The sequence below is a fragment of the Burkholderia sp. 9777_1386 genome (assembly GCF_015712265.1).
Classification (GTDB): Bacteria; Pseudomonadota; Gammaproteobacteria; order Burkholderiales; family Burkholderiaceae; genus Burkholderia; species Burkholderia cenocepacia.
This window is the reverse complement of sequence record NZ_JACCQB010000003.1, coordinates 1-24468: the sequence shown is the minus strand read 5'-3', so window position 1 is coordinate 24468 and position 24468 is coordinate 1. Positions and strand designations below refer to the sequence as shown.

The window sequence follows — 24468 nt, the reverse complement described above, 5'->3', positions numbered from 1 at the left end:
CGCGGGGCGCGGACGGCGGTATTCGACACCGTCGTTCGTCGCTGCGGCGAGCACGTTTCATGTGCGCTGCAGCACGTCATCCGGCCCGCATTGCGTGCCCCGCTGCGGCGTCAAACTGAGATAATCGGGCATCCGATTTTTTTCAGAACGACTCTGCCGCCAGCATGGCCCGAACCCAAGCCGAACCGCCAGCCAGCCAGCCCGACGCGCGCGCCGCGTGGCTGCGCGACCAACTCGAGCGGGCGAACTACGCCTATTACGTGCTCGATCAGCCGGATTTGCCCGACGCCGAATACGACCGGCTGTTCCGTGAGCTGCAGCAGCTCGAAACCGACCATCCCGAACTCGTGACGCCCGATTCGCCGACGCAGCGCGTCGGCGGCGAAGCGGCCGGCGGCTTCACGCCGGTCGTCCACGATGCGCCGATGCTGTCGCTGAACAACGGCTTCGCCGACGAGGACATCGTCGCGTTCGACAAGCGCGTCGCCGATGCGCTCGCCAAGGCGACCGATCTCGCCGGCTCGGTGACCGACCCCGTGGAATACGCGTGCGAACTGAAGTTCGACGGCCTGGCGATTTCGCTGCGCTACGAGCACGGCGTGTTCGTGCAGGCCTCGACGCGCGGCGACGGGACGACGGGCGAGGACGTGACCGAGAACGTGCGCACGATCCGCTCGATTCCGCTGAAACTGAAGGGCAAGCACGTGCCGGCCGTGCTCGACGTGCGCGGCGAGGTGCTGATGTTCAAGCGCGATTTCGCACGCCTGAACGAACGCCAGCGCGCGGCCGAGCAGCGCGAATTCGCGAACCCGCGCAACGCGGCGGCCGGCAGCCTGCGCCAGCTCGACTCGAAGATCACCGCGCAGCGGCCGCTGTCGTTCTTCGCGTACGGGATCGGCGTGCTCGACGGGATGCCGATGCCCGACACGCACAGCGCGCTGCTCGACTGGTACGAGGCGTTCGGCCTGCCGGTGAACCGCGAGCGCGCGGTCGTGCACGGCGCCGAAGGTTTGCTCGACTTCTTCCGCAAGGTCGGCGAGAAGCGCGAGTCGCTGCCATACGACATCGACGGCGTCGTCTACAAGGTCAACCGGCGCGACGAGCAGGAGCGGCTCGGCTTCGTGTCGCGTGCGCCGCGCTTCGCGCTCGCGCACAAGTTCCCCGCGCAGGAAGCGCTGACGAAGCTCGTCGCGATCGACGTGCAGGTCGGCCGCACCGGCGCGATCACGCCGGTCGCGCGCCTCGAGCCGGTGTTCGTCGGCGGGGCGACCGTGACCAACGCGACGCTGCACAACGAGGACGAAGTGCGCCGCAAGGACATCCGGATCGGCGACACCGTGATCGTGCGCCGCGCGGGCGACGTGATTCCGGAAGTGGTCGGCGCGCTGCTCGACCGGCGCCCGGCAGACGCGGCCGAATTCGTGATGCCGACCGAATGCCCGGTGTGCGGCTCGAAGATCGAGCGCCTGCCGGACGAGGCGATCGCGCGCTGCACCGGCGGGCTGTTCTGCCCGGCGCAGCGCAAGCAGGCGCTGTGGCATTTCGCGCAACGCCGCGCGCTCGACATCGACGGTCTCGGCGAGAAGATCATCGACCAGCTCGTCGAACTGAATCTGGTGCGCACGCCGGCCGACCTGTTCAATCTCGGGTTCGCGACGCTGGCCGAACTCGACCGGTTCGCGGAGAAGTCCGCGCAGAATCTGCTCGATTCGCTCGAGAAGGCGAAGCACACGACGCTCGCGCGCTTCATCTACGGGCTCGGCATCCGCCATGTCGGCGAATCGACCGCGAAGGATCTCGCGAAGCATTTCGGCTCTCTGACGCCGATCATGGACGCGTCGATCGAGGAACTGCTCGAAGTGAACGACGTCGGACCGATCGTCGCCGAGTCGATTCACCAGTTCTTCGCGGAAGAGCACAACCGGACGGTGATCGAGCAGTTGCGCGCGCCGGGCAAGGTCACGTGGCCGGAAGGGCCGCCCGCGCCGAAAGCGCCGCAGGGCGTGCTCGCCGGCAAGACGGTCGTGCTGACCGGCACGCTGCCGAATCTGACGCGCGATGCGGCGAAGGAAATGCTCGAAGCGGCGGGCGCCAAGGTGGCCGGCTCGGTATCGAAGAAGACGGATTACGTGGTCGCGGGCGCCGAAGCCGGCAGCAAGCTCGCGAAGGCCGAGGAACTCGGCATCCCCGTGCTGGACGAAGACGGTCTGCACCAACTCCTGGAGGGTAATACGCCATGATTCGCGAGATCCTGAAGATGGGCGATCCGCGCCTGCTCGAAGTCGCCCAACCGGTCGAGCGGTTCGATACACCCGAGCTGCACGAGATCGTCGCGGACATGTTCGAGACGATGCACCACGCGAACGGCGCCGGGCTGGCCGCGCCGCAGATCGGCATCGGGCTGCAGATCATCATCTTCGGCTTCGGCAACAACAACCGCTACCCGGATGCGCCGCCGGTGCCCGAAACCGTGCTGATCAACCCGAAGATCGAGTACATGCCGCCGGACATGGAAGAGGGCTGGGAAGGCTGCCTGTCGGTGCCGGGGATGCGCGGCGTCGTCAGCCGCTACGCGAAGGTGCGCTACAGCGGCTTCGACCAGTTCGGCCAGAAGATCGATCGTGTCGCCGAGGGGTTCCACGCGCGCGTGGTCCAGCACGAATACGATCACCTGATCGGCAAGCTGTATCCGATGCGGATCACCGATTTCACGCGCTTCGGCTTCACCGAGGTGCTGTTCCCGGGGCTCGATCCGGCCGACGACGACTGATCGGCCCGTTTCCGGCAGACAAGAAAAAAGCCCGCTCGAGCGGGCTTTTTCATTGGATGGCGTACCGGGTGCCTGCGGTCAGAACGTCTCGTCGGCCGACAGGTAGCGCCATTGGCCCTGCGGCAGCGCGCCGAGCATCACGCGGCCCATCCGCACGCGCTTGAGGCCGATCACGTCGAGGCCGACCAGTTCGCACATGCGGCGGATCTGGCGCTTCTTGCCTTCGCGCAGCACGAAGCGCAGCTGCTCGCCGTTCTGCCAGCTCACCATCGCGGGCTTCAGCGCGACGCCGTCGAGTTCGAGGCCGTGGCGCAGCTTCGCGAGCGATTCCGCCGGAAAGTGCTGGTCGATGTCGATCAGTCGTTCGCCGAAGCGCACGCGCACCAGGTATTCCTTGTCGATGTCCGACTGCTCGCCGATCAGTTGCTTCGCGATCACGCCGTTCTGCGTCAGCACCAGCAGGCCGGTGGAGTCGATGTCGAGACGGCCGGCCGGCGCAAGCGCATGCAGGTGTTGCGGCGAGAAGCGCACCGGCGAATGATCGCCGCTCCAGCGGTTCGCGCGCGTGATCAGCACGGCCGCCGGCTCGTAGCCGTCTTCCGCCTGGCCCGACACGTAGCCCACCGGCTTGTGCAGCAGGATCGTCACTTGCGCGGCCTGCGCGGCGCTCGCACGCTCGTCGATCTCGATCTTCTGGTCGGCGCGCACCTTGGTGCCGAGCGTGTCGATGCGTTCGCCGTCGACGAGCACCCAGCCCTTTTCGATCCATTCGTCGGCTTCGCGGCGCGAGCACATGCCGAGCTCTGACATCCGCTTCGACAGGCGCATCAGGCCCGTTTCGTCGCCGTAGTCGACGTCGGCCGTCGCGCGCTTGACGGGTTGCGCGGTCTTCACCGCGCCGAACGAACGGCGGTCGCCGTCGCGCGCCGGGCGGGCGGGGCGGTCGCCGAAGCTGCGCTTCGCGCCTTCGCTGGCGGCCTTGTCGCGGTAGGACGGACGCTTGCTGTCGTCGGCGCCTGCTGCGCGGCGCGGACGTGCGTCGTCATCACGGCGCGGCGGGCGATCGGACGACGTGCGGCGGTCGCCGAAGCCGCGCTTCGCGCCTTCGCCGGCGGCCTTGTCGCGGTACGACGGGCGCTTGCTGTCGTCACCACCCGCTGCACGGCGCGGACGCGTATCGTCGTCGCTGCGGCGCGGCGGGCGATCGGACGACGTACGGCGGTCGCCATAGCTGCGCTTCGCGCCTTCGCCGGTGGCTTTGTCGCGGTACGACGGGCGCTTGCTGTCGTCACCGCCTGCTGCGCGGCGCGGACGTGCGTCGTCATCACGGCGCGGCGGTCGATCGGAAGTCGTGCGACGCTCGCCGAAGCTGCGCTTCGCGCCTTCGCTGGCGGCCTTGTCGCGGTAGGACGGACGCTTGCTGTCGTCGGCGCCTGCTGCGCGGCGCGGACGTGCGTCGTCATCACGGCGCGGCGGTCGATCGGAAGACGTGCGACGCTCGCCGAAGCCGCGCTTCGCGCCTTCACCGGATGCGTTGTCGCGATAGGACGGGCGCTTGCCTTCGTCGCCACCCGCGCGACGCGGACGCGCATCGTCATCGCGGCGCGGCGGGCGATCCGACGACGTGCGACGGTCGCCGAAACTGCGCTTCGCGCCTTCACCGGCTGCATTGTCGCGGTACGGCGCGCGCGTGCCGCGCTCGGCACCGCCGTCACGCGGCGCGCGCTTGGCCGGCGCGCGATCCGCGCCCGGGCGTTCGGCGCCGGCGGCGCCGCGCGGCTTGAACGAGCGCTCGCCGGTGGCGGCTGCCGCGGGCGCCTTCTTCGGGCGGGCCGGCTTGTCGCCTGCGGGCGGCGCGGCGGGACGCACCGCCTTGCGGGCGACGAGGCTGCCGGAGCGGACGGGGGCGCGAGTCGGCGACGCCGGCTTCGGATTCTTGACGGTTAATTTGGTGCGCATAAACGCTGGGATTCATTCAGACTGCGATCGCACGCAGCAATTCGGTTTCGAGCTGGATCTGCAGGCGGTTATCGGACAGGCCGGCGCCCGCGAGCAGGAAGATGTCTTCGACGCGCTCGCCGAGCGTATTGATCCGCGCCGCATGGACGCCGATCCGATGTTCGGCGAGGACGCGCGCGATCGAATAGAGAAGGCCCGGCCGGTCGTTGGCCGACACGGACAGGATGTAGTACTGACCGCGCTCGTCGGCCCGCAGGTCGACGCGCGGCGTGATCGGAAACGTCCGGGACAGCCTCGACAGGCGGCCCTTCGACGGTTCCGGCAGCGGGGCGGTTTCGGCGAGCCGCGCCGCGAGCTGCTGCTCGACGAGGTTTGCGATGTCGCGGTAGCGCACGTCGCGCTCGGTCTGCGTGACGATGAAGTTGTCGAGCGCATACCCGTGCCGCGTCGTGCTGACGCGCGCATCGAGCACCGACAGCCCGTTGCGGTCGAAATACGCGCAGATGCCCGCGAACAGGTCGGGGCGGTCCTTCACGTACACGAGCACCTGCAGCGCGTCGCCGATCGGCGACGGCCGCGCGCGGACGATCGCGGTTTCGGCGTTCACGTGCCGGTACAGCACACGCGTCTGCCATGCGATGTCGGCCGCGTCGTGACGCAGGAAGAAGCCGACGTCGAGCTGATCCCACAACGCGCGGTGCGCATCGTCCGGCACGGTTTCCAGGCGCAGCAGCGCGAGCGCCTGCTCCTGTCTCGACTTCAGCTCCGAATGCGCGTCGGGGTTCGCGCCGCCGAGCACCGCGAGCGTGATGCGGTACAGATCCTCGAGCAGCTTGCCCTTCCACGTGTTCCACACCTTCGGGCTCGTGCCGCGGATATCGGCGACGGTCAGCAGGTAGAGCGCGGTGAGATAGCGCTCGTTGCCGACGACCTCGGCGAAGCGCTTGATGACTTCGGGGTCGCTCGTGTCCTGTTTCTGCGCGACCTGGCTCATCGTCAGGTGATGCTGGACGAGCCACACGATCAGCGCCGCATCGTCGCCGGCGATGCCGTGCTCGCGGCAGAAGCGCCGCGCGTCGGCCATCCCGAGCGTCGAGTGGTCGCCGCCGCGGCCCTTCGCGATGTCATGGAACAGTGCCGCGACATACAGCACCCAAGGGCGCTCGAAGTTGCCGATCAGTTGGCTGCAGAACGGGTATTCGTGCGCATGCTCGGCTACCGCGAAGCGGCGGATGTTGCGCAGCACCATCAGGATGTGCTGGTCGACCGTGTACACGTGGTACAGGTCGTGCTGCATCTGCCCGACGATGCGGCGGAAATTCAGCAGGTAGCGGCCGAGCACGCTCGTCTGGTTCATCAGCCGGAACGCGTGCGTGATGCCTTCGGGCTGCTGCAGGATCCGCATGAACGTGTCGCGGTTGCGCGGATCGCGGCGCCACGCGTTGTTCATGATCTCGCGCGAGTTGTACAGCGCGCGCAGCGTGCGGGCGGACAGGCCTTTCACGCCACGCGTCGTTTCGTACAGCAGGAAGGCTTCGAGGATCGCGTCGGGATGGCGCTCGAACACGCCGTCGTCGACGATCTCGAGCATCCCCTGTTTCTCGACGAAGCGATCGGCCGACAGCACGCGCGTGATGCCGCTCGTCGCGGGGAACAGCTGCGCCTCGATGTTCTGGATCAGGATCGTCGCGAGCTGCGTGACCGCTTTCGCGGCCCAGTAGTAGCGACGCATCAGCTGCTCGCTCGCCCGCTTGGCCTGCGTCGGCTGGTAGCCGAAGCTTTCGGCGGCCTGCGTCTGCAGGTCGAACACGAGCATGTCCTGGCGACGCCCGGCGATCACGTGCAGCCGCGCGCGCAGCGTCTTCAGGAACCCTTCGTTGCGGCGCAGCTCGCGCGCTTCGCGGTCGGTGATCAGGCCGCGCGTGTCGAGTTCGCGCCAGCTGCTGCCGAAGCCGGCCGCGCGCGCGATCCACAGGATCGTCTGCAGGTCGCGCAGCCCGCCCGGGCTTTCCTTCACGTTCGGTTCGAGGCTGTACGGCGTGTCCTGGCACTTCGCGTGGCGCTGGCGCATCTCCAGCACCTTCGCGGTGAAGAACGCGCGGGCGTCGAGCGCTTCGTGGTAGCGCACGGTGAAGCGCTCGAACAGCGCGGTGCTGCCGACGATGCGGCGCGCTTCCAGCAGCGAGGTCTGCACCGTGACGTCCTGCGAAGCCTCCTCGATGCACTGCGCGACCGTGCGCACGCTGCTGCCGATCTCGAGGCCGAGATCCCACGCCATGCCGATGAAGCGCTCGATGCGTGCGTCGAGCGCCGCGTCGTGCGCATCCGGCAGCAGCACGAGGATGTCGACGTCGGAATAGGGTGCGAGCTCGCCGCGCCCGTACCCGCCGACGGCGACGAGCGCGAGCGTCGCGGGCAGTCCGCAGTCGTCCCACACGCGTTTCAATGCATCGTCGGTGAGTTTCGACAGCGCGTGCATCAGCGACGCGACGTTCGCCGCGCGGCGAAAGCGCTCGAGCATCTCCGTCTTGGCGGCCTTGAATTCGGCGCGCCGCGACAGCGCTTCGGGCGAGGGGGCAGCGTGAGCGCTCATGGGCGGCCGTTCAGGTGCGAAAGTGGGGCGGGCGGGGCGCGACGGCGCTCAGACGGCGGCGGCCGGCTGTGCGAACACCGGGCGCGCCGGCGTGCCGGCAGACACGGTCAGCACTTCGTAGCCGGTTTCGGTGACGAGCACCGTGTGCTCCCACTGCGCGGACAGGCTGCGGTCGCGGGTCTTGACCGTCCACTGGTCGGGCATCGTGCGGATGTCGCGCTTGCCGGCGTTGATCATCGGCTCGATCGTGAAGATCATCCCGGCCTTCAGTTCGATGCCGGTGCCCGGACGGCCGTAGTGGACGACCTGCGGATCCTCGTGGAACACCGTACCGATGCCGTGGCCGCAATATTCGCGCACGACGCTGTAGCCCTGCGCCTCCGCGTGCTTCTGGATCGCATGGCCGATGTCGCCGAGATGCGCGCCGGGCTTGACCTGGTCGATGCCGAGCCACATGCATTCGTAGGTGGTCTGCACGAGGCGCTTCGCGAGGATCGAGCCCTCGCCGACGATGAACATCCGGCTGGTGTCGCCGAAATAGCCGTTCTTGATCACGGTGATGTCGATGTTCAGCGCGTCGCCGTTCTTGAGCACCTTCTCGCCGGGAATGCCGTGGCAGATCACGTCGTTGACCGAAATGCAGGTGGCCTTCGGGTACGGCGGATAGCCGGGCGGCTGGTAGTTCAGCGGCGCGGGGATCGTGCCTTGCTCGTTGAGCATGAACTCGTGGCAGAGGCGGTCGAGTTCGGCGGTCGTGACGCCCGCGACGACGTGCGGCGTGATGAAGTCGAGCACTTCGCTCGCGAGACGGCAGGCGACGCGCATCTCCGCGATATCGTGTTCGTTTTTGAGCGTAATAGCCATCGAGGTATGCCTGGAATGCGGTGAATTGACGGATTATCGCACCTTATGGCGGGCCTCGCAGCCCCTGCGGGCCGCGCGGATGCGGGTTTTCGCGGATTGCCCGGCCCGCTGCCGCGCGGCAAGCGAAAGTGCCGAGCGACTTGAGAGCGGACAAATCCGCGTGCTATACTCTTTGGCTAAGTCGATATCCAAATGCCGAATTTGCCCCAAGTTGGGGCGGCATCGCGGTGAAAGGCTTACGGCACGGGCGTTTTGCGCGTGCCGAATCGCGAGCCGGCGCAACCAGGGTGCCGTCCGTGCGGAATTCACGCCTTCGTGGCGGGTTCGCGCGGCGGTACGGCAGCCGGCTTAAGACCCAACCCTCGTGGAGAATTTACATGGCAGTTACGATGCGCCAAATGCTGGAAGCGGGTGTCCACTTCGGTCACCAGACGCGCTTCTGGAACCCGAAGATGGCTCCGTTCATTTTCGGTCACCGCAACAAGATTCACATCATCAACCTCGAAAAGACGCTGCCGATGTTCACGGACGCACAGAAGTACGTGCGCCAGCTGGCAGCGAACCGCGGCACGATCCTGTTCGTCGGCACGAAGCGCCAGTCGCGTGACACGATCGCCCAGGAAGCGCAACGTGCGGGCATGCCGTACGTCAACGCACGCTGGCTCGGCGGCATGATGACCAACTTCAAGACGCTGAAGGTGTCGATCAAGCGCCTGAAGGACATGGAAGCGGCAGTCGAGGCGGGCGAGCTCGAGAAGATGAGCAAGAAGGAAGCGCTGCTGTTCGAACGCGAAATCGCCAAGCTGCAGAAGTCGATCGGCGGCGTGAAGGACATGGGCGGCATTCCGGACGCGATCTTCGTCGTCGACGTCGGCTACCACAAGATCGCCGTCACGGAAGCGAACAAGCTGGGCGTGCCGGTCATCGCCGTGGTCGATACGAACCACTCGCCGGAAGGCGTGGATTACGTGATCCCGGGTAACGACGACTCGAGCAAGGCAGTCGCGCTGTACGCCGAAGGCGTGGCCGACGCGATCCTCGAAGGCCGTGCGAACGCGGTCAACGAAGTGGTCCAGGCCGCACGCGGCGACGACGAGTACGTCGAGGAAAACGCGTAACTGGCCCCGAGCCGGCGCAAAAAGGGGGCTCTCAACAGGCCCCCTTTTTTTAAGCTTGTGCGCCGGACCTGATCGCGCCGAATCGGCGCGGGTCCGGAAACGAATCTCGGCCGTTCGCGTCCAAGCGGGCGGCGTTGTGAATACAGACTCAAGGAGCGAATGATGGCGGCAATTACCGCAAGCATGGTGGCAGAACTGCGCGCGAAGACCGACGCACCGATGATGGAGTGCAAGAAGGCGCTGACGGAAGCCGACGGCGATCTGGCCAAGGCTGAAGAACTGCTGCGCGTCAAGCTCGGCAACAAGGCGAGCAAGGCCGCATCGCGCGTGACGGCTGAAGGCGTCGTCGCCTCGTTCGTCGGCGGCAACGCGGGCGCGCTGGTCGAGCTGAACTGCGAAACCGACTTCGTCGCGAAGAACGACGACTTCCTCGCATTCTCGAAGACGGTCGCGGAACTCGTCGCGACGCAGAACCCGGCCGACGTGGCCGCGCTGTCGGCGCTGCCGCTCGACGGCTCGACCGTCGACGCAGTCCGCCTCGCGCTGATCGGCAAGATCGGCGAGAACGTGTCGATCCGCCGTTTCGTCCGTTTCGAAACCGCCAACAAGATCGCGACGTACCTGCACGGCGCGCGTATCGGCGTGATCGTCGAGTACACGGGCGCGGACGAGCAGGTCGGCAAGGACGTCGCGATGCACATCGCGGCGATGAAGCCGGTCGCGCTGTCGTCGGCCGACGTGCCGGCGGAACTGATCGAGACGGAACGCCGCGTGGCCGAGCAGAAGGCCGCGGAATCGGGCAAGCCGGCCGAAATCGTCGCGAAGATGGTCGACGGTAGCGTCCAGAAGTACCTGAAGGAAGTGTCGCTGCTGAACCAGACGTTCGTGAAGAACGACAAGCAGACGATCGAGCAGATGCTGAAGGCAGCGAATGCGGCGGTGCAGAAGTTCGCGCTGTTCGTCGTCGGCGAAGGCATCGAGAAGCGCCAGGACGACTTCGCCGCCGAAGTGGCCGCGCAAGTCGCAGCAGCAAAGCAGCAGTAAGCAGTCAGGCAGTATCCGCGGCGGGCGTCCGCTCCGCCGCGGCCGGCGGCGTCGCCGGCCGGCCGGGAACCCCGGTCCGGTCGGCGGCGCTTGCCCGAATCAGTATTTCGCCCCTACAGTTCGTGGTTGTCATCCTCTCGTCGCTCGGAAGCCCCTATGTCCAATGCCTATAAACGCGTCCTCCTCAAACTCTCCGGCGAAGCGCTGATGGGCGACGATGCCTTCGGCATCAATCGCGCGACGATCGAACGGATGGTGGCCGATATCGCCGAAGTCGTGCGTCTCGGCACGCAGCTCGCGGTCGTGATCGGTGGCGGTAATATTTTCCGTGGTGTCGCGGGCGGCGCGGCCGGCATGGACCGCGCGACGGCCGACTACATGGGGATGCTGGCGACGATGATGAACGCATTGGCGCTGCAGGACGCGATGCGCCACGCGGGCATCGAGGCGCGCGTGCAGTCCGCGCTGCGCATGGACCAGGTCGTCGAGCCGTACATCCGGCCCCGCGCGATCCGTCAGCTCGAGGAAGGCCGCGTCGTGATCTTCGCGGCCGGCACCGGCAACCCGTTCTTCACGACGGATACCGCCGCCGCGCTGCGCGGCTCGGAAGTGGGCGCCGAAGTCGTGCTGAAGGCGACCAAGGTCGATGGCGTATATTCTGCCGATCCGAAGAAGGATCCGTCGGCCACGCGCTACACGACGATCAGCTTCGACGAGGCGATCAGCCGCAACCTGCAGGTGATGGACGCGACGGCGTTTGCGCTGTGCCGCGACCAGAAGCTGCCGATTCGCGTGTTTTCGATCAACAAGCCGGGCGCGCTCAAGCGCATCGTGCTGGGCGAGGACGAAGGTACGCTCGTCCACGTGTAAACTCCCGCGGATGCGGGCGACCGGCGCGGGTTGCCGGCCGCGGCGCGCGACATGCGCCGGGCGGGGCCCGCGTTCTTTGAAGGTTTGAAGGTTCGGAGGTTGAAATGAGTGTCGCTGATGTGAAGAAGGGCGTCGAGCAAAAGATGCAGCGCTCGATCGAAGCGTTCAAGAACGATCTGGCCAAGATCCGTACGGGCCGTGCGCACACCGGTCTGCTCGATCACGTGCAGGTCGACTACTACGGCTCGATGGTGCCGATCTCGCAGGTCGCGAACCTGACGCTCGTCGACGCGCGCACGATCGGCGTGCAGCCGTGGGAAAAGAACATGGTCGCGAAGGTCGAGAAGGCCATCCGCGAAGCCGATCTGGGCCTGAACCCGGCAACGGCCGGCGACCTGATCCGCGTGCCGATGCCCGCGCTGACGGAAGAGCGCCGCCGCGAGCTGACCAAGGTCGTGAAGAGCGAAGGCGAAACGGCCAAGGTCGCGATCCGCAACCTGCGCCGCGACGCGAACGAAGCGCTGAAGAAGCTCGTGAAGGACAAGGAAATCTCGGAAGACGACGAGCGCCGTGCGAGCGACGACGTGCAGAAGCTGACCGACAAGCACGTTGCCGAAGTCGACAAGCTCGTGCAGACCAAGGAAGCCGAGATCATGACGGTCTGACGACCGTCCTCGCGCGCCGCCTTCTTCCCGCATTACTGTCTCAACGGCCATGACCTATACCAGCTCTACCGTTCGCGTGCCTGACGTCGGCGTCGTGCCGCGTCACATCGCGATCATCATGGACGGCAACGGCCGTTGGGCGACCGAACGCCGCTTGCCGCGCGTCGCGGGGCACACCCGCGGCGTCGATGCCGTGCGGGCGGTGGTCGAAGGCTGCGCGCGCGCCGGCGTCGAGTACCTGACGCTGTTCGCGTTCAGTTCGGAAAACTGGCGCCGGCCGAACGACGAAGTGTCGTTCCTGATGCGGCTGTTCATCACCGCGCTCGAGCGCGAAGTGGGCAAGCTGCATGCGAACGGGATCCGCCTGCGTGTCGTCGGCGATCTCGACCGTTTCGAGCCGCGCATCCGCGAACTGATTCGCCGCGCCGAAACCAAGACGGCGCGCAATACCCGTTTGACGCTCACCATCGCGGCCAACTACGGCGGCCGGTGGGACATCCTGCAGGCGACGAAGAAGCTCGTCGAGCAGGCCGTGCGCGAAGGTCGCGAGATCGAAGTGACCGAGGATGCATTCGCGCCGCACCTGGCGATGGCCTATGCGCCGGAGCCGGATCTCTTCATCCGCACCGGTGGCGAGCAGCGCGTCAGCAACTTCCTGCTGTGGCAGCTCGCGTACGCCGAATTCTATTTCACCGACAAGTACTGGCCGGATTTCGACGGCGCGGCACTGGCCGACGCGATGGCGTCGTATACCGAGCGCGAGCGCCGTTTCGGGCGCACGAGTGCGCAGCTCGAACCGCAATCGCAGAACGCCGACTCCCTTTCATGCTGAAAACCCGTGTGATCACGGCGATCGTGATGCTGGCAGTGCTGCTGCCGGTGACGCTGTTCGCGCCGCTCGCCGGGTTCGGTGCGCTGATCGGCGTCGTGCTCGTGTTCGCCGCGTGGGAGTGGGCGCGCCTGCTCAAGCTCGGCGGCGCCGGCCCGGTCGTCTATGCGCTCGTCGCGGCGCTCGCGCTCGCGGCCACCGCGCCGCTCGGCGTCGATGCGGCATCGTCCCGTCCCCTTTTCATGGCGGCCGGCGTGTTCTGGCTGCTGGTCGGCCCGTTCGCGCTGCGGCGCAAGCCCGAACTCGCGGGCGGCGTGTGGCGGCCGTTCCTGCTGGCCGCCGGCCTCGTCGTGTTCGCCGCCTGCTGGCATGCGCTCGTGGCAGCCCGCGCGCAGGGCGTGCCGTTCGTGCTGTCGCTGCTTCTGGTCGTCTGGCTGGCCGATATCGGCGCATACTTCGCGGGCAAGGCCTTCGGAAAGCGTAAACTGGCCATCACGATCAGCCCCGGCAAGAGCTGGGAGGGTGCGATCGGCGGCTGGTTCGCGGTGATGGTCGTCGCCGGTGTCGCGATGGCCGTGCATGCGTTCGAACCGACCCTGTTTTCTGCATTCGCCATGCGCTACGGGATGCCCGGCGCGTGGGCCGCGCTGACGCTGCTGGTCGCGTACAGCGTGATCGGCGACCTGTTCGAGTCGCTGCTGAAGCGGCAGGCGGGCGTGAAGGATTCGAGCGGACTGCTGCCGGGCCACGGCGGCGTGCTCGATCGTGTCGACGCGCTGCTGCCGGTGCTGCCGCTCGCGATGCTGCTGCTTGGTTAAACCATTATTCCTGTTATGCAAAAACGTCTGACATTGCTCGGTTCCACGGGCTCGATCGGAGACAGCACGCTCGACGTGGTCGCGCGCCATCCCGAGCGCTTCTCGGTCTATGCGCTGACCGCGCACCGCAACGGCGACAAGCTCGTCGAGCAGTGTCTGCGCTTCGCGCCTGAAGTGGCGGTGGTCGGCGATGCCGCGACGGCCGCGCACGTCGACGCCAAACTGCGCGCGGCCGGCAGCAAGACGGTCGTGCTGCACGGGCCGCAGGCGCTCGTCGACGTGTCGAAGAGCGACGGCTGCGACACGGTGGTCGCGGCGATCGTCGGCGCGGCCGGCCTCGCGCCGAGCCTGGCGGCCGCACGCGCCGGCAAGCGGATCCTGCTCGCGAACAAGGAAGCGCTCGTGATGTCGGGCGCGATCTTCATGGACGCCGTACGCGACCATGGCGCGATCCTGCTGCCGGTCGACAGCGAACACAACGCGATCTTCCAGTGCATGCCGCGCGACGCGGCCGAGCACGGCGGGATCTCGAAGATCATCCTGACCGCGTCGGGCGGCCCGTTCCGTACGCGCGAACCGGCCACGCTGGTCGACGTCACGCCGGACGAAGCGTGCAAGCACCCGAACTGGGTGATGGGCCGCAAGATCTCGGTCGATTCCGCGACGATGATGAACAAGGGCCTCGAGGTGATCGAGGCGCACTGGATCTTCGGGTTGCCCGGCGACCGGATCGACGTGCTGATCCACCCGCAGAGCGTGATCCATTCGCTCGTGTCGTACCGCGACGGCTCGGTGCTCGCGCAGCTCGGCAACCCCGACATGCGCACGCCGATCGCGCACGCGCTCGCGTTTCCCGAGCGCGTCGACGCGGGCGTCGACCAGCTCGACCTCGCGCAGATCGCCCAGCTGTCGTTCGAGAAGCCCGATTACGCGCGCTTCCCGTGCCTCGCGCTCGCGCTGAAGGCGCTCGAGGAAGGCGGTATCGCGAGCGCCGCATTGAACGCGGCGAACGAAGTCGCGGTCGAAGCATTTCTCGAGCGCCGGATCGGCTTCATGGCGATCGCGGCGACGGTCGACGCCGTGCTCAACACGCTGCCGAACCGCGCGCCCGACGGGCTCGACGACGTCCTCGCGGCGGATGCCGAGGCTCGCCGCCTCGCCGCCGCGATCATTGCGAAAGCGCCTGCGCCACGCGTGGAGCGTACTGTCTGAATGGGGTGCTCATGAACGTGCTGGTCGAACTGGTCGCGTTTGCGGTGGCGATCGGGGTACTGGTCGTCGTGCATGAGTACGGACATTATCGCGTCGCGCGCTGGTGCGGCGTGAAAGTGCTGCGTTTCTCGATCGGCTTCGGCCAGCCCGTCGCGCGCTGGGTCAGCCGCCGGACGGGCACCGAGTGGACGCTGTCCGCGCTGCCGCTCGGCGGCTACGTGAAAATGCTCGACGAGCGCGATCCGGGCCCCGGCATTCCGCCCGAGGTGCTCGGCCAGGCATTCAACCGCCAGTCGGTCTACAAGCGCATCGCGATCGTCGCGGCCGGGCCGATTGCGAACTTCCTGCTGGCAATCGCGCTGTTCTCCCTCGTATTCGCCACCGGCGTGACCGAACCGACCGCGATCGTCGCGCCGCCGGCTGCCGGCACTGCGGCGGCCCGCGCGGGCTTCGACGGCAGCGAGACGGTCGTGTCGATCCGCAATGCGCAGGGCGGCGAGTCCGAACCGGTGCGATCGTGGTCGGACCTGCGCTGGAAGCTGCTGTCGGCCGCGTTCGACCATCGCGAGGTCGTGCTCGGCGCGCGCGACGGCAATGCGACGTTCGATTTCCGCGTCGATCTCCGCAACGTACCCGACAGCCAGCTCGACGACGACTTCATGGCCCATCTGGGCTTCGAGGCTGGCGGCGGCACGTTGTCGGTCGCGTCGGTGCAGCCGGGCAGCGCGGCGGAACAGGCCGGCCTGAAGGTCGGCGACAAGCTGGTCGCGCTCGACGGCAAGCCGATCGGCGGCGCGTCGCGCTTCATCGACACGGTGAAGCACCATGCGGGCAAGCCGCTCGACCTGCAGATCGAACGCAACGGCGCCGCGCAGACGGTCGCGATCGTGCCGCAGATGCAGCGCGACGACGAATCGGGGCAGCAGGTCGGCCGCATCGGCGCGGCGCTGTCGATGCACGCGCCGTCGGTGGACGTGCGCTACGGGCCGATCGAGAGCCTGCGGTTCGGCGCGCACCGCACGTGGGACATTTCCGTGTATTCGCTGAAGATGTTCGGGCGGATGATCACGGGCAACGCGTCGCTGAAGAACCTGTCCGGCCCGGTGACGATCGCCGACTACGCAGGCAAGAGCGCGCGGCTCGGTCCGTCGGCGTTCCTGTCGTTCCTCGCCCTTGTCAGCATTAGCCTTGGCGTCCTGAACTTGTTGCCGATTCCCGTTTTGGACGGGGGGCATCTGTTATATTATGCGGTTGAAGCCGCGACCGGGAAAGCCGTCTCGGAGCGTTGGCAGCTGATTCTGCAAAGAGCCGGGTTGATCTGCATCGTCGCATTGTCGGCGATCGCGCTGTTCAACGATCTGGCTCGGTTAATCCATTTCTGAAGCGTCAGGCGGCGGCCGCTGGCCAGCCGCCCGATTTGATGCAGCTAAATATTGGGGATGCATGTTGTTCAAACCTCATCGCTTTGTACCTAAGACAGTTGCAGCGGCCGCGCTCGCCGCGCACGGCCTCGCGGCGCATGCAGCGGCACCGTTCGTGGTGCAAGACATCAAGATCGAGGGGCTGCAGCGCGTCGAAGCGGGTTCGGTGTTCGCCTATCTGCCGATCAAGCAGGGCGATACCTTCACGGACGACAAGGCATCCGAAGCAATCCGCGCGTTGTACGCGACGGGCTTTTTCAACGACGTGCGCATCGCCACGCAGGGCAACGTCGTGATCGTGCAGGTGCAGGAGCGTCCGGCCATCGCGTCGATCGACTTCACCGGCACGAAGGAATTCGACAAGGACAACCTGACGAAGGCGCTGCGCGCGGTCGGCCTCGCCGATGGCCGCTACTACGACAAGGCGCTCGTCGACAAGGCGGAGCAGGAGCTCAAGCGCCAGTACCTGACGCGCGGCTTCTATGCGGCCGAGGTCAAGACGACGATCACGCCGGTCGACGCGAACCGCGTGTCGATCCTGTTCGCGGTGGCCGAAGGCCCGAGCGCGAAGATCCGCCAGATCAACTTCATCGGCAACAAGGCGTTCAGCACCAGCACGCTGCGCGACGAGATGCAGCTGTCGACGCCGAACTGGTTCTCCTGGTACACGAAGAACGACCTGTACTCGAAGGAAAAGCTCACGGGCGACCTCGAAGCGGTGCGCTCGTACTACCTGAACCGCGGTTACCTCGAGTTCAACATCGAGTCGACCCAGGTGTCGATCTCGCCGGACAAGAAGGACATGTATCTGACGGTCACGCTGCACGAAGGCGAGCCGTACACGGTGTCGGGCATCAAGCTGTCGGGCAATCTGCTCGATCGCGAGGCCGAACTCAACAAGCTGATCAAGATCAAGCCGGGCGACCGTTTCTCGGCCGAAAAGCTGCAGCAGACCACCAAGTCGATCGTCGACAAGCTCGGTGAATACGGCTACGCATTCGCGACCGTCAACGCGCAGCCGGACATCGACCAGGCGAACCACAAGGTCAACCTGAACCTCGTCGTCGATCCGAGCCGCCGCGTGTACGTGCGCCGCATCAACGTGGTCGGCAACACGCGCACGCGCGACGAAGTGGTGCGCCGCGAAATGCGCCAGCTCGAAAGCTCGTGGTTCGACTCGAACCGCCTCGCGCTGTCGAAGGACCGCGTGAACCGCCTCGGCTACTTCACCAACGTCGACGTGACGACGGTGCCGGTCGACGGCACGAACGACCAGGTCGACGTGAACGTGAAGGTCGACGAAAAGCCGACCGGCGCGATCACGCTGGGTGCCGGTTTCTCGTCGACGGACAAGGTCGTGCTGTCGGCCGGCGTGTCGCAGGACAACGTGTTCGGTTCGGGCACGAGCCTGTCGGTGAACGTCAACACCGCGAAGAGCTACCGCACGCTGACCGTCACGCAGGTCGACCCGTACTTCACGGTCGACGGCATCAAGCGGATCACGGACGTCTACTACCGCACGTACCAGCCGCTTTACTACTCGACGAGCTCGAGCTTCCGGATCATCAGCGCGGGCGGCAACCTGAAGTTCGGCATTCCGTTCTCGGAAGTCGACACCGTGTACTTCGGCGCGGGCTTCGAGCAGAACCGCCTCGACGTCGATTCGAACACGCCGCAGAGCTACCAGGACTACGTGAACGAGTTCGGCCGCGTGTCGAACACGGTGCCGCTGACGGTGGCTTGGTCGCGCGACGCGCGGGACAGCGCGCTGATTCCGAGCCGCGGCTACTTCACGCAGGCGAACATCGAATACGGCGTGCCGGTCGGCAAGATCCAGTACTACAAGGCCGACCTGCAGGCGCAGTACTACTATTCGTTCTCGCGCGGCTTCATCCTGGGCCTGAACCTGCAAGGCGGCTACGGTAACGGTATCGGCAACCCGTACCCGATCTTCAAGAACTACTACGCGGGTGGTATCGGCTCCGTGCGGGGTTACGAGCCGAGCTCGCTGGGCCCGCGCGACACGAAGACGAACGACCCGATCGGCGGTTCGAAGATGCTGGTCGGCAACATCGAGCTGACGTTCCCGCTGCCGGGCACCGGTTACGACCGCACGCTGCGCGTGTTCACGTTCCTCGACGGCGGTAACGTGTGGGGCAACGCGCCGGGCGGCACGAGTACGGGCGCCAACGGCCTGCGCTACGGCTACGGTGTGGGTCTCGCGTGGATCTCGCCGATCGGCCCGCTGAAGCTGAGCCTCGGCTTCCCGCTGCAGAAGCACGAAGGCGACCAGTACCAGAAATTCCAGTTCCAGATCGGGACGGCGTTCTGAACGAACGCATGACAACAGCAACGAGAGGGTAATTTTGCTAACCGGTAAGTTTTCGAAACGAGTGATGTGCGCGCTGACCGTTGCGCTGGCCCTGGGCGCGGCAACGGTGCACGCACAGGACGTCGCCCGCATCGCGGCGGTCAATTCGGATCGGATCCTGCGCGAGTCGGCACCCGCGAAGGCGGCGCAGACGAAGCTCGAAGCCGAGTTCGCGAAGCGTGACAAGGATCTGCAGGACCTGGCGGCACGCCTGAAGTCGATGTCCGATTCGCTGGACAAGAACGGCACGTCGCTGTCGGCGGCCGATCGCGCGCAGAAGCAGCGTGATCTGGCGCAGCTCGATACCGACTTCCAGCGCAAGCAGCGCGAATTTCGCGAAGACCTGAACCAGCGTCGCAACGAAGAATTGGCGGCCGTGCTGGACAAGGCGAACAAGGTCATCAAGCAGATCGCCGAGCAGCAGAATTACGACCTGATCGTGCAGGAAGCCGTGTACGTCAGCCCGCGCATCGACATCACCGACAAGGTGCTCAAGGCGCTCGCGTCCGGCTCGACGAACTGAACGGAGCAGACGACGAATGGCATTGACGCTTGAGGAACTCGTAAAACGGTTCGGCGGCGAGATCGCCGGCGACGCACAGTGCAAGGTGGGCGGGCTCGCACCGCTCGACCAGGCGGGCCCTCAACAGCTCGCGTTCCTCGCGAACCCGAAGTACCTGTCGCAGGTCGAATCGACCCGTGCCGGTGCGGTCCTGATCGCACCGAAGGATCTGGAAAAGCTGGGCGCGGCCGCCGCCGGTCGCAATTTCATCGTGACGCCGAATCCGTACGCGTACTTCGCGCGCGTCGCGCAGATGTTCATCGATCTGGCCACGCCGCCGCGCGCGGCCGGCGTGCATCCGAGCGCGACGATCGATCCGGCCGCGACGGTCGCCGCGACCGCGGTGATCGGCCCGCACGTGACGATCGAGGCCGGCGCGGTGATCGAAGACGGCGTGCAGCTCGACGCGAACGTATTCGTCGGCCGCGGCACGACGATCGGCGCCGGCTCCCATTTCTATCCGAACGCATCGGTGTACCACGGCTGCAAGATCGGCCCGCGCGCGATCGTCCATGCGGGCGCCGTGATCGGCTCCGACGGCTTCGGCTTCGCACCGGATTTCGTCGGCGATGGTGACGCGCGCACCGGCAGCTGGGTCAAGATCCCGCAGGTCGGCGGCGTGACGATCGGCCCGGACGTCGAAATCGGCGCGAACACGACGATCGATCGCGGTGCGATGGCGGATACCGTCATCGAGGAATGCGTGAAGATCGACAACCAGGTCCAGATCGGCCACAACTGCCGGATCGGCGCGTATACGGTGATCGCCGGCAGCGCCGGCATCGCGGGCAGCACGACGATCGGCCGCCACTGCATGATCGGTGGCGCGGCCGGGATCGCCGGCCACGTGACGCTCGGCGACTACGTGATCATCACCGCGAAGTCGGGCGTATCGAAGTCGCTGCCGAAAGCCGGCATCTACACCAGCGCGTTCCCGGCCGTCGACCACGGCGAATGGAACAAGAGCGCCGCGCTCGTGCGCAACCTCGACAAGCTGCGCGAGCGCATCAAGGCGCTCGAAGCCGCGCTCGCCGCCCAGGGCGGCACCCACGCCTGAGCGCATCATGCGAGACCACGAACCGGGCACGGCCAGCGCAACCGGCCCGGTTTGCCAGACTGGGCCGCGCGGCGGCCCGCTTCAGCCTTTGCATCACCACCGCGCAGCCTCTGCGTGAGACGAACCATCATGAGCACTGAAAAAATCAACCTCGACATCCACAAGATCCTCACGCTGCTGCCGCATCGCTACCCGATTCTGCTCGTCGATCGCGTGCTCGAACTCGAACCGCACAAAGGGATCAAAGCGCTGAAGAACGTGTCGATCAACGAGCCGTTCTTCCAGGGGCATTTCCCGAAGCGGCCGGTGATGCCGGGCGTGCTGATCCTCGAGGCGCTCGCGCAGGCCGCGGCGCTGCTGACGTTCGCGGAAGAGCAGCCGAAGGATCCGGAGAACACGCTGTATTACTTCGTCGGGATCGACGGCGCGCGCTTCAAGCGCGTGGTCGAACCGGGCGACCAGCTGATTCTGAACGTGACGTTCGAGCGCTACATCCGCGGCATCTGGAAGTTCAAGGCGGTGGCGGAAGTGGACGGCAAGGTGGCGGCGGAAGCCGAACTGATGTGCACGGTCAAGACGGCCGACGCGGCGCCCTGAGCGACGCGGCACGCATGGATAACGTAACGCGAGCAACGCGACACATCATATCGAGAGGCAACGGCGCATGACCAGGATTCATCCTACCGCGATCGTCGAGCCGGGCGCGCAGATCGACGAATCGGTCGAGATCGGCCCGTACGCGATCGTCGGCCCGCACGTCACGATCGGCGCGCGCACGACGATCGGCTCGCACAGCGTGATCGAAGGCCATACGACGCTCGGCGAGGACAACCGCATCGGCCACTACGCGTCGGTCGGCGGCCGTCCGCAGGACATGAAGTACAAGGACGAGCCGACGAAGCTCGTGATCGGCAACCGCAACACGATCCGCGAATTCACGACGATCCACACGGGCACCGTGCAGGACGTCGGCGTGACGACGCTCGGCGACGACAACTGGATCATGGCCTACGTGCACATCGGCCATGACTGCCGCGTCGGCAACAACGTGATCCTGTCGAGCAACGCGCAGATGGCCGGTCACGTCGAGATCGGCGACTTCGCGATCATCGGCGGGATGTCGGGCGTGCACCAGTTCGTGCGCATTGGCGCGCATTCGATGCTGGGCGGCGCGTCGGCGCTCGTGCAGGACATCCCGCCATTCGTGATCGCGGCGGGTAACAAGGCCGAGCCGCACGGGATCAACGTCGAAGGGCTGCGCCGGCGCGGCTTCTCGGCCGATGCGATCTCGGCGCTGCGCAGCGCGTACCGCGTGCTGTACAAGAACGGCCTGTCGCTCGAGGAGGCGAAGGTGCAACTGCGCGAGCTCGCGGGAGCGGGCGGCGACGGCGATGCACCGGTGAAGGCGCTCGTCGAGTTCATCGACGCGTCGCAACGCGGCATCATCCGCTAAGCGATGCCGCTCCCGACCAATCAGCTCCGGCTCGCGATGGTGGCTGGCGAGCCGTCGGGCGACCTGCTCGCGGCGTCGCTGCTCGGCGGGCTGCACGAGCGGCTGCCCGAATCGGCCCAGTATTACGGGATCGGCGGGCAGCGCATGATCGCGCAGGGCTTCGACTCGCACTGGCAGATGGACAAGCTGACCGTGCGCGGCTATGTCGAGGCGCTGGCCCAGATTCCCGAGATCCTGCGGATTCGCGGCGAACTCAAGCGCCAGCTGCTCGCCGAGCGGCCGGACGCGTTCATCGGCGTCGACGCCCCCGATTTCAACTTCAGCGTCGAACAGGCCGCGCGCGACGCGGGCATCCCGTCGATCCACTTCGTGTGCCCGTCGATCTGGGCGTGGCGCGGCGGCCGGATCAAGAAGATCGCGAAGTCCGTCGATCACATGCTGTGCCTGTTTCCGTTCGAACCGGCGATTCTCGACAAGGCCGGCGTCGCCTCGACCTACGTCGGCCACCCGCTGGCCGACGACATCCCGCTCGAACCCGACACGCACGGCGCGCGTATCGCGCTGGGTCTGCCGGCCGACGGCCCCGTGATCGCGGTGCTGCCGGGCAGCCGGCGCTCGGAGATCGCACTGATCGGTCCGACGTTCTTCGCGGCGATGGCGCTGATGCAGCAGCGTGAGCCCGGCGTGCGGTTCGTGATGCCGGCGGCGACGCCCGTGCTGCGCGAACTGCTGCAGCCGCTCGTCGACGCCCATCCGCAACTCGCATTGACGATCACCGACGGCCGCTCGCAGGTCGCGATGACGGCCGCCGACGCGATCCTCGTGAAGAGTGGCACCGTCACGCTGGAAGCCGCGCTGCTGAAGAAGCCGATGGTGATCTCGTACAAGGTGCCCTGGCTGACCGGGCAGATCATGCGCCGGCAGGGCTACCTGCCGTATGTCGGCTTGCCGAACATCCTGGCGGGACGCTTCGTCGTGCCCGAGCTGCTGCAGCATTTCGCGACGCCCGAGGCGCTCGCCGATGCGACGCTCACGCAGCTGCGCGACGACGCGAATCGCCGTACGCTGACCGAAGTGTTTACCGAAATGCATCTTTCGCTGCGGCAGAACACGGCCGCGAAGGCGGCCGAGGCCGTCGTGCGCGTGCTCGAGCAACGCAAGGGGCGCGCATGACCGCCGTCCGTGCACCGCGCCGCCGCGCGCCGAGCGACGGGCAGGGCGGTTTCGATTTCAGCCGCCCGGACGAGATCGTGTGCGGCGTCGACGAAGCGGGCCGCGGCCCGCTCGCGGGGCCGGTGGTGGCCGCCGCGGTGATCCTCGATCCGGCGCGGCCGATCGACGGGCTCGACGATTCGAAGGTGCTCTCCGCGAAGAAGCGCGACCTGCTGTACGACCTGATCGTCGCGCGTTCGCACGCGTATTGCGTCGCGTCGGCGAGCGTCGACGAGATCGATACGCTGAACATCCTGCACGCGACGATGCTCGCGATGAAGCGAGCCGTGGAAGGGCTGTCGGTGCTGCCGACGCTCGCGCAGATCGACGGCAACCGCTGCCCGACGCTGAGCGTGCGTGCCGAGGCGATCGTCAGCGGCGACGCGCTCGTGCCGAGCATCTCGGCCGCCTCGATCCTCGCGAAAGTCACGCGCGACCGCATGCTGGTCGACCTGCACGAACGCTTCCCGGTGTACGGCTTCAACGTGCATGCGGGCTACGGCACCGCGAAACACCTCGCCGCATTGCGCGAACATGGCCCGTGCGAAGCGCACCGGCGCTCGTTCGCGCCGGTTCGTGCGGCGCTTGATCTGATTCGATGAAAAGCATCACTTCCCGCGACAACCCGCTGTACAAGCGCCTGAAGGCGCTCGCGGGTTCGACGCCCCAGCAGCGCCGCAGCGGCCAGGCGCTGCTCGAAGGTTTCCATCTCGCGAGCGCGTATCTCGACACGGGTGCGACGCCCGAGCTGTGCGTCACGACCGAAGGTGCGCTTGGCCATGCCGAGGCGCAGGCGATCGTCGCGCGTATCGACGCGCAGCGGATCGTCACGCTGCCGGACGCGTTGTTCGGACAGTTGTCGAACGTCGTCAACGGCGTCGGCTTCCTGCTGCTGGTCGATCGGCCGGCGCACCCGCTGCCCGCGCGCGTGACGGAGACGTCGGTCGTGCTCGACGGCGTGCAGGACGCCGGCAATGTCGGCTCGATCCTGCGCAGCGCGGCGGCGGCCGGCGTGCGTCACGTGTTCTGCGCGCCGGGGACGGCCTACGCGTGGTCGTCGAAGGTGCTGCGCTCGGGCATGGGCGCGCATTTCCTGCTGTCGATCCATGAGGACGTCGACGCCGGCGAGCTCTCCGGACGCCTCGCCGTACCGGTCGCGCTGACCGACTCGCACGGCGCGCAGGCCGTCTACGACTGCGACCTGTCGGCGCCCGTCGCATGGGTGTTCGGCAACGAAGGCGCCGGCGTGTCGGCCTTTTGGCGCGACGCGGCCACGCATCGCGTGACGATTCCGCAGCCGGGCGGAATGGAGTCGCTGAACGTTGCCGCGGCAGCAGCGGTGTGTCTGTTCGAGCAGGTGCGGCAGCGGCGGCCGGCGTGACGCCGCATGCGGCAGGTGCCGTAAAACGAGAAAGGCCGCGTTCTGAACTGCACCCCAAAAGTTGGACTAGATCCAACCTTTGGGGTGTTTTTCATGACGAAGTACGACGAACGTTTTCGGCGTCGAGTGGTTCAGGCGTACCTGGCTGGAGAGGCCGGCACCAAGACACTTGCTCACCGTTACGGAGTGGGCAGGACGATGGTGCGACGTTGGGTGGCGAGCTATCGCGAGCATGGTGAACAGGGGCTGCGCAAGAAGCACAGCCACTA

The 24468-nt window shown here is 66.8% G+C and carries 22 protein-coding genes; 19 read left to right on the top strand and 3 right to left on the bottom strand.

The genetic code is table 11. From position 1 onward, the window contains the following. Positions 1-164: 164 nt before the first annotated feature. Positions 165-2240 carry an NAD-dependent DNA ligase LigA gene (ligA, locus tag H0X91_RS03845; protein ID WP_080323792.1) on the top strand — a complete coding sequence of 692 codons (2076 nt, stop codon included), beginning with the start codon at positions 165-167 and terminating at the stop codon, positions 2238-2240. Further along, the gene (gene def / locus H0X91_RS03840; protein ID WP_006484650.1) at positions 2237-2770 is read left to right on the top strand and encodes a peptide deformylase; all 534 of its coding nucleotides are present in this window, start codon (positions 2237-2239) and stop codon (positions 2768-2770) included. Before ligA ends, def begins: the two co-directional genes overlap by 4 nt. A gap of 78 nt (positions 2771-2848) precedes the next feature. Here def and H0X91_RS03835 read toward each other — a convergent pair whose 3' ends face one another. From H0X91_RS03835 to map, 3 genes are read right to left on the bottom strand one after another with little or no spacing between them, the layout of a single operon-like run. Beyond that, complete coding sequence (locus H0X91_RS03835) at positions 2849-4729, bottom strand: pseudouridine synthase (RefSeq protein WP_196432817.1); 1881 nt, start codon at positions 4727-4729, stop codon at positions 2849-2851. Positions 4730-4745: 16 nt separating this feature from the next. Continuing rightward, complete coding sequence (locus H0X91_RS03830) at positions 4746-7322, bottom strand: [protein-PII] uridylyltransferase (protein ID WP_080331618.1); 2577 nt, start codon at positions 7320-7322, stop codon at positions 4746-4748. Between the two features lie 48 nt (positions 7323-7370). Further along, positions 7371-8186, bottom strand: a complete 816-nt coding sequence (gene map / locus H0X91_RS03825) for a type I methionyl aminopeptidase (RefSeq protein WP_006483813.1) — start codon at positions 8184-8186, stop codon at positions 7371-7373. Positions 8187-8563: 377 nt separating this feature from the next. Here map and rpsB point away from each other — a divergent pair, with 377 nt between their 5' ends. From rpsB to H0X91_RS03740, 17 genes are all read left to right on the top strand, one after another. Beyond that, positions 8564-9304: a 30S ribosomal protein S2 gene (gene rpsB, locus H0X91_RS03820; RefSeq protein ID WP_006483818.1), complete on the top strand. Its 741-nt coding sequence runs from the start codon at positions 8564-8566 to the stop codon at positions 9302-9304. 162 nt (positions 9305-9466) lie between these two features. After that, positions 9467-10348, top strand: a complete 882-nt coding sequence (tsf, locus tag H0X91_RS03815) for a translation elongation factor Ts (RefSeq protein WP_006483826.1) — start codon at positions 9467-9469, stop codon at positions 10346-10348. Between the two features lie 156 nt (positions 10349-10504). Beyond that, positions 10505-11218, top strand: a complete 714-nt coding sequence (gene pyrH / locus H0X91_RS03810) for a UMP kinase (RefSeq protein WP_006402648.1) — start codon at positions 10505-10507, stop codon at positions 11216-11218. A gap of 104 nt (positions 11219-11322) precedes the next feature. After that, positions 11323-11883, top strand: coding sequence for a ribosome recycling factor (gene frr / locus H0X91_RS03805; protein ID WP_006483822.1), 561 nt, complete (start codon positions 11323-11325; stop codon positions 11881-11883). Positions 11884-11932: 49 nt separating this feature from the next. After that, the gene (uppS, locus tag H0X91_RS03800) at positions 11933-12715 is read left to right on the top strand and encodes a polyprenyl diphosphate synthase (protein WP_034201584.1); all 783 of its coding nucleotides are present in this window, start codon (positions 11933-11935) and stop codon (positions 12713-12715) included. After that, positions 12709-13530: a phosphatidate cytidylyltransferase gene (locus tag H0X91_RS03795; RefSeq protein WP_006483814.1), complete on the top strand. Its 822-nt coding sequence runs from the start codon at positions 12709-12711 to the stop codon at positions 13528-13530. The genes uppS and H0X91_RS03795 overlap by 7 nt, the downstream gene beginning before the upstream one ends. 15 nt (positions 13531-13545) lie before the next feature. Next, positions 13546-14742 carry a 1-deoxy-D-xylulose-5-phosphate reductoisomerase gene (locus H0X91_RS03790; RefSeq protein WP_006483824.1) on the top strand — a complete coding sequence of 399 codons (1197 nt, stop codon included), beginning with the start codon at positions 13546-13548 and terminating at the stop codon, positions 14740-14742. 11 nt (positions 14743-14753) lie between these two features. Further along, positions 14754-16124 (top strand): RIP metalloprotease RseP, encoded by a 1371-nt coding sequence (gene rseP, locus H0X91_RS03785; RefSeq protein ID WP_196432816.1) that lies wholly within the window; start codon positions 14754-14756, stop codon positions 16122-16124. A 61-nt stretch (positions 16125-16185) separates the two neighbouring features. Further along, entirely contained in the window at positions 16186-18495 is a 2310-nt protein-coding gene (bamA, locus tag H0X91_RS03780; RefSeq protein WP_006493237.1) for an outer membrane protein assembly factor BamA, read from the top strand. Positions 18496-18559: 64 nt separating this feature from the next. Next, complete coding sequence (locus tag H0X91_RS03775) at positions 18560-19057, top strand: OmpH family outer membrane protein (RefSeq protein WP_006495557.1); 498 nt, start codon at positions 18560-18562, stop codon at positions 19055-19057. Positions 19058-19073: 16 nt separating this feature from the next. Next, on the top strand, positions 19074-20153 hold the full coding sequence (gene lpxD, locus H0X91_RS03770) for a UDP-3-O-(3-hydroxymyristoyl)glucosamine N-acyltransferase (protein ID WP_006483817.1): 1080 nt from the start codon (positions 19074-19076) through the stop codon (positions 20151-20153). A 129-nt stretch (positions 20154-20282) separates the two neighbouring features. Continuing rightward, positions 20283-20750 (top strand): 3-hydroxyacyl-ACP dehydratase FabZ, encoded by a 468-nt coding sequence (gene fabZ / locus H0X91_RS03765; protein ID WP_006495559.1) that lies wholly within the window; start codon positions 20283-20285, stop codon positions 20748-20750. A 67-nt stretch (positions 20751-20817) separates the two neighbouring features. Then, positions 20818-21606: an acyl-ACP--UDP-N-acetylglucosamine O-acyltransferase gene (lpxA, locus tag H0X91_RS03760; RefSeq protein ID WP_006483825.1), complete on the top strand. Its 789-nt coding sequence runs from the start codon at positions 20818-20820 to the stop codon at positions 21604-21606. 3 nt (positions 21607-21609) lie between these two features. Continuing rightward, entirely contained in the window at positions 21610-22779 is a 1170-nt protein-coding gene (gene lpxB / locus H0X91_RS03755; RefSeq protein ID WP_196432815.1) for a lipid-A-disaccharide synthase, read from the top strand. Beyond that, the gene (rnhB, locus tag H0X91_RS03750; protein ID WP_006483830.1) at positions 22776-23420 is read left to right on the top strand and encodes a ribonuclease HII; all 645 of its coding nucleotides are present in this window, start codon (positions 22776-22778) and stop codon (positions 23418-23420) included. The genes lpxB and rnhB overlap by 4 nt, the downstream gene beginning before the upstream one ends. Then, a complete protein-coding gene (locus tag H0X91_RS03745) occupies positions 23417-24199 on the top strand; it encodes a TrmH family RNA methyltransferase (protein WP_006495561.1) in 783 nt (260 codons plus the stop codon). The genes rnhB and H0X91_RS03745 overlap by 4 nt, the downstream gene beginning before the upstream one ends. A 93-nt stretch (positions 24200-24292) precedes the next feature. Then, positions 24293-24468, top strand: a 176-nt coding sequence (locus H0X91_RS03740; RefSeq protein ID WP_196432814.1) for a helix-turn-helix domain-containing protein, incomplete at its 3' end; no start/stop codon positions are given.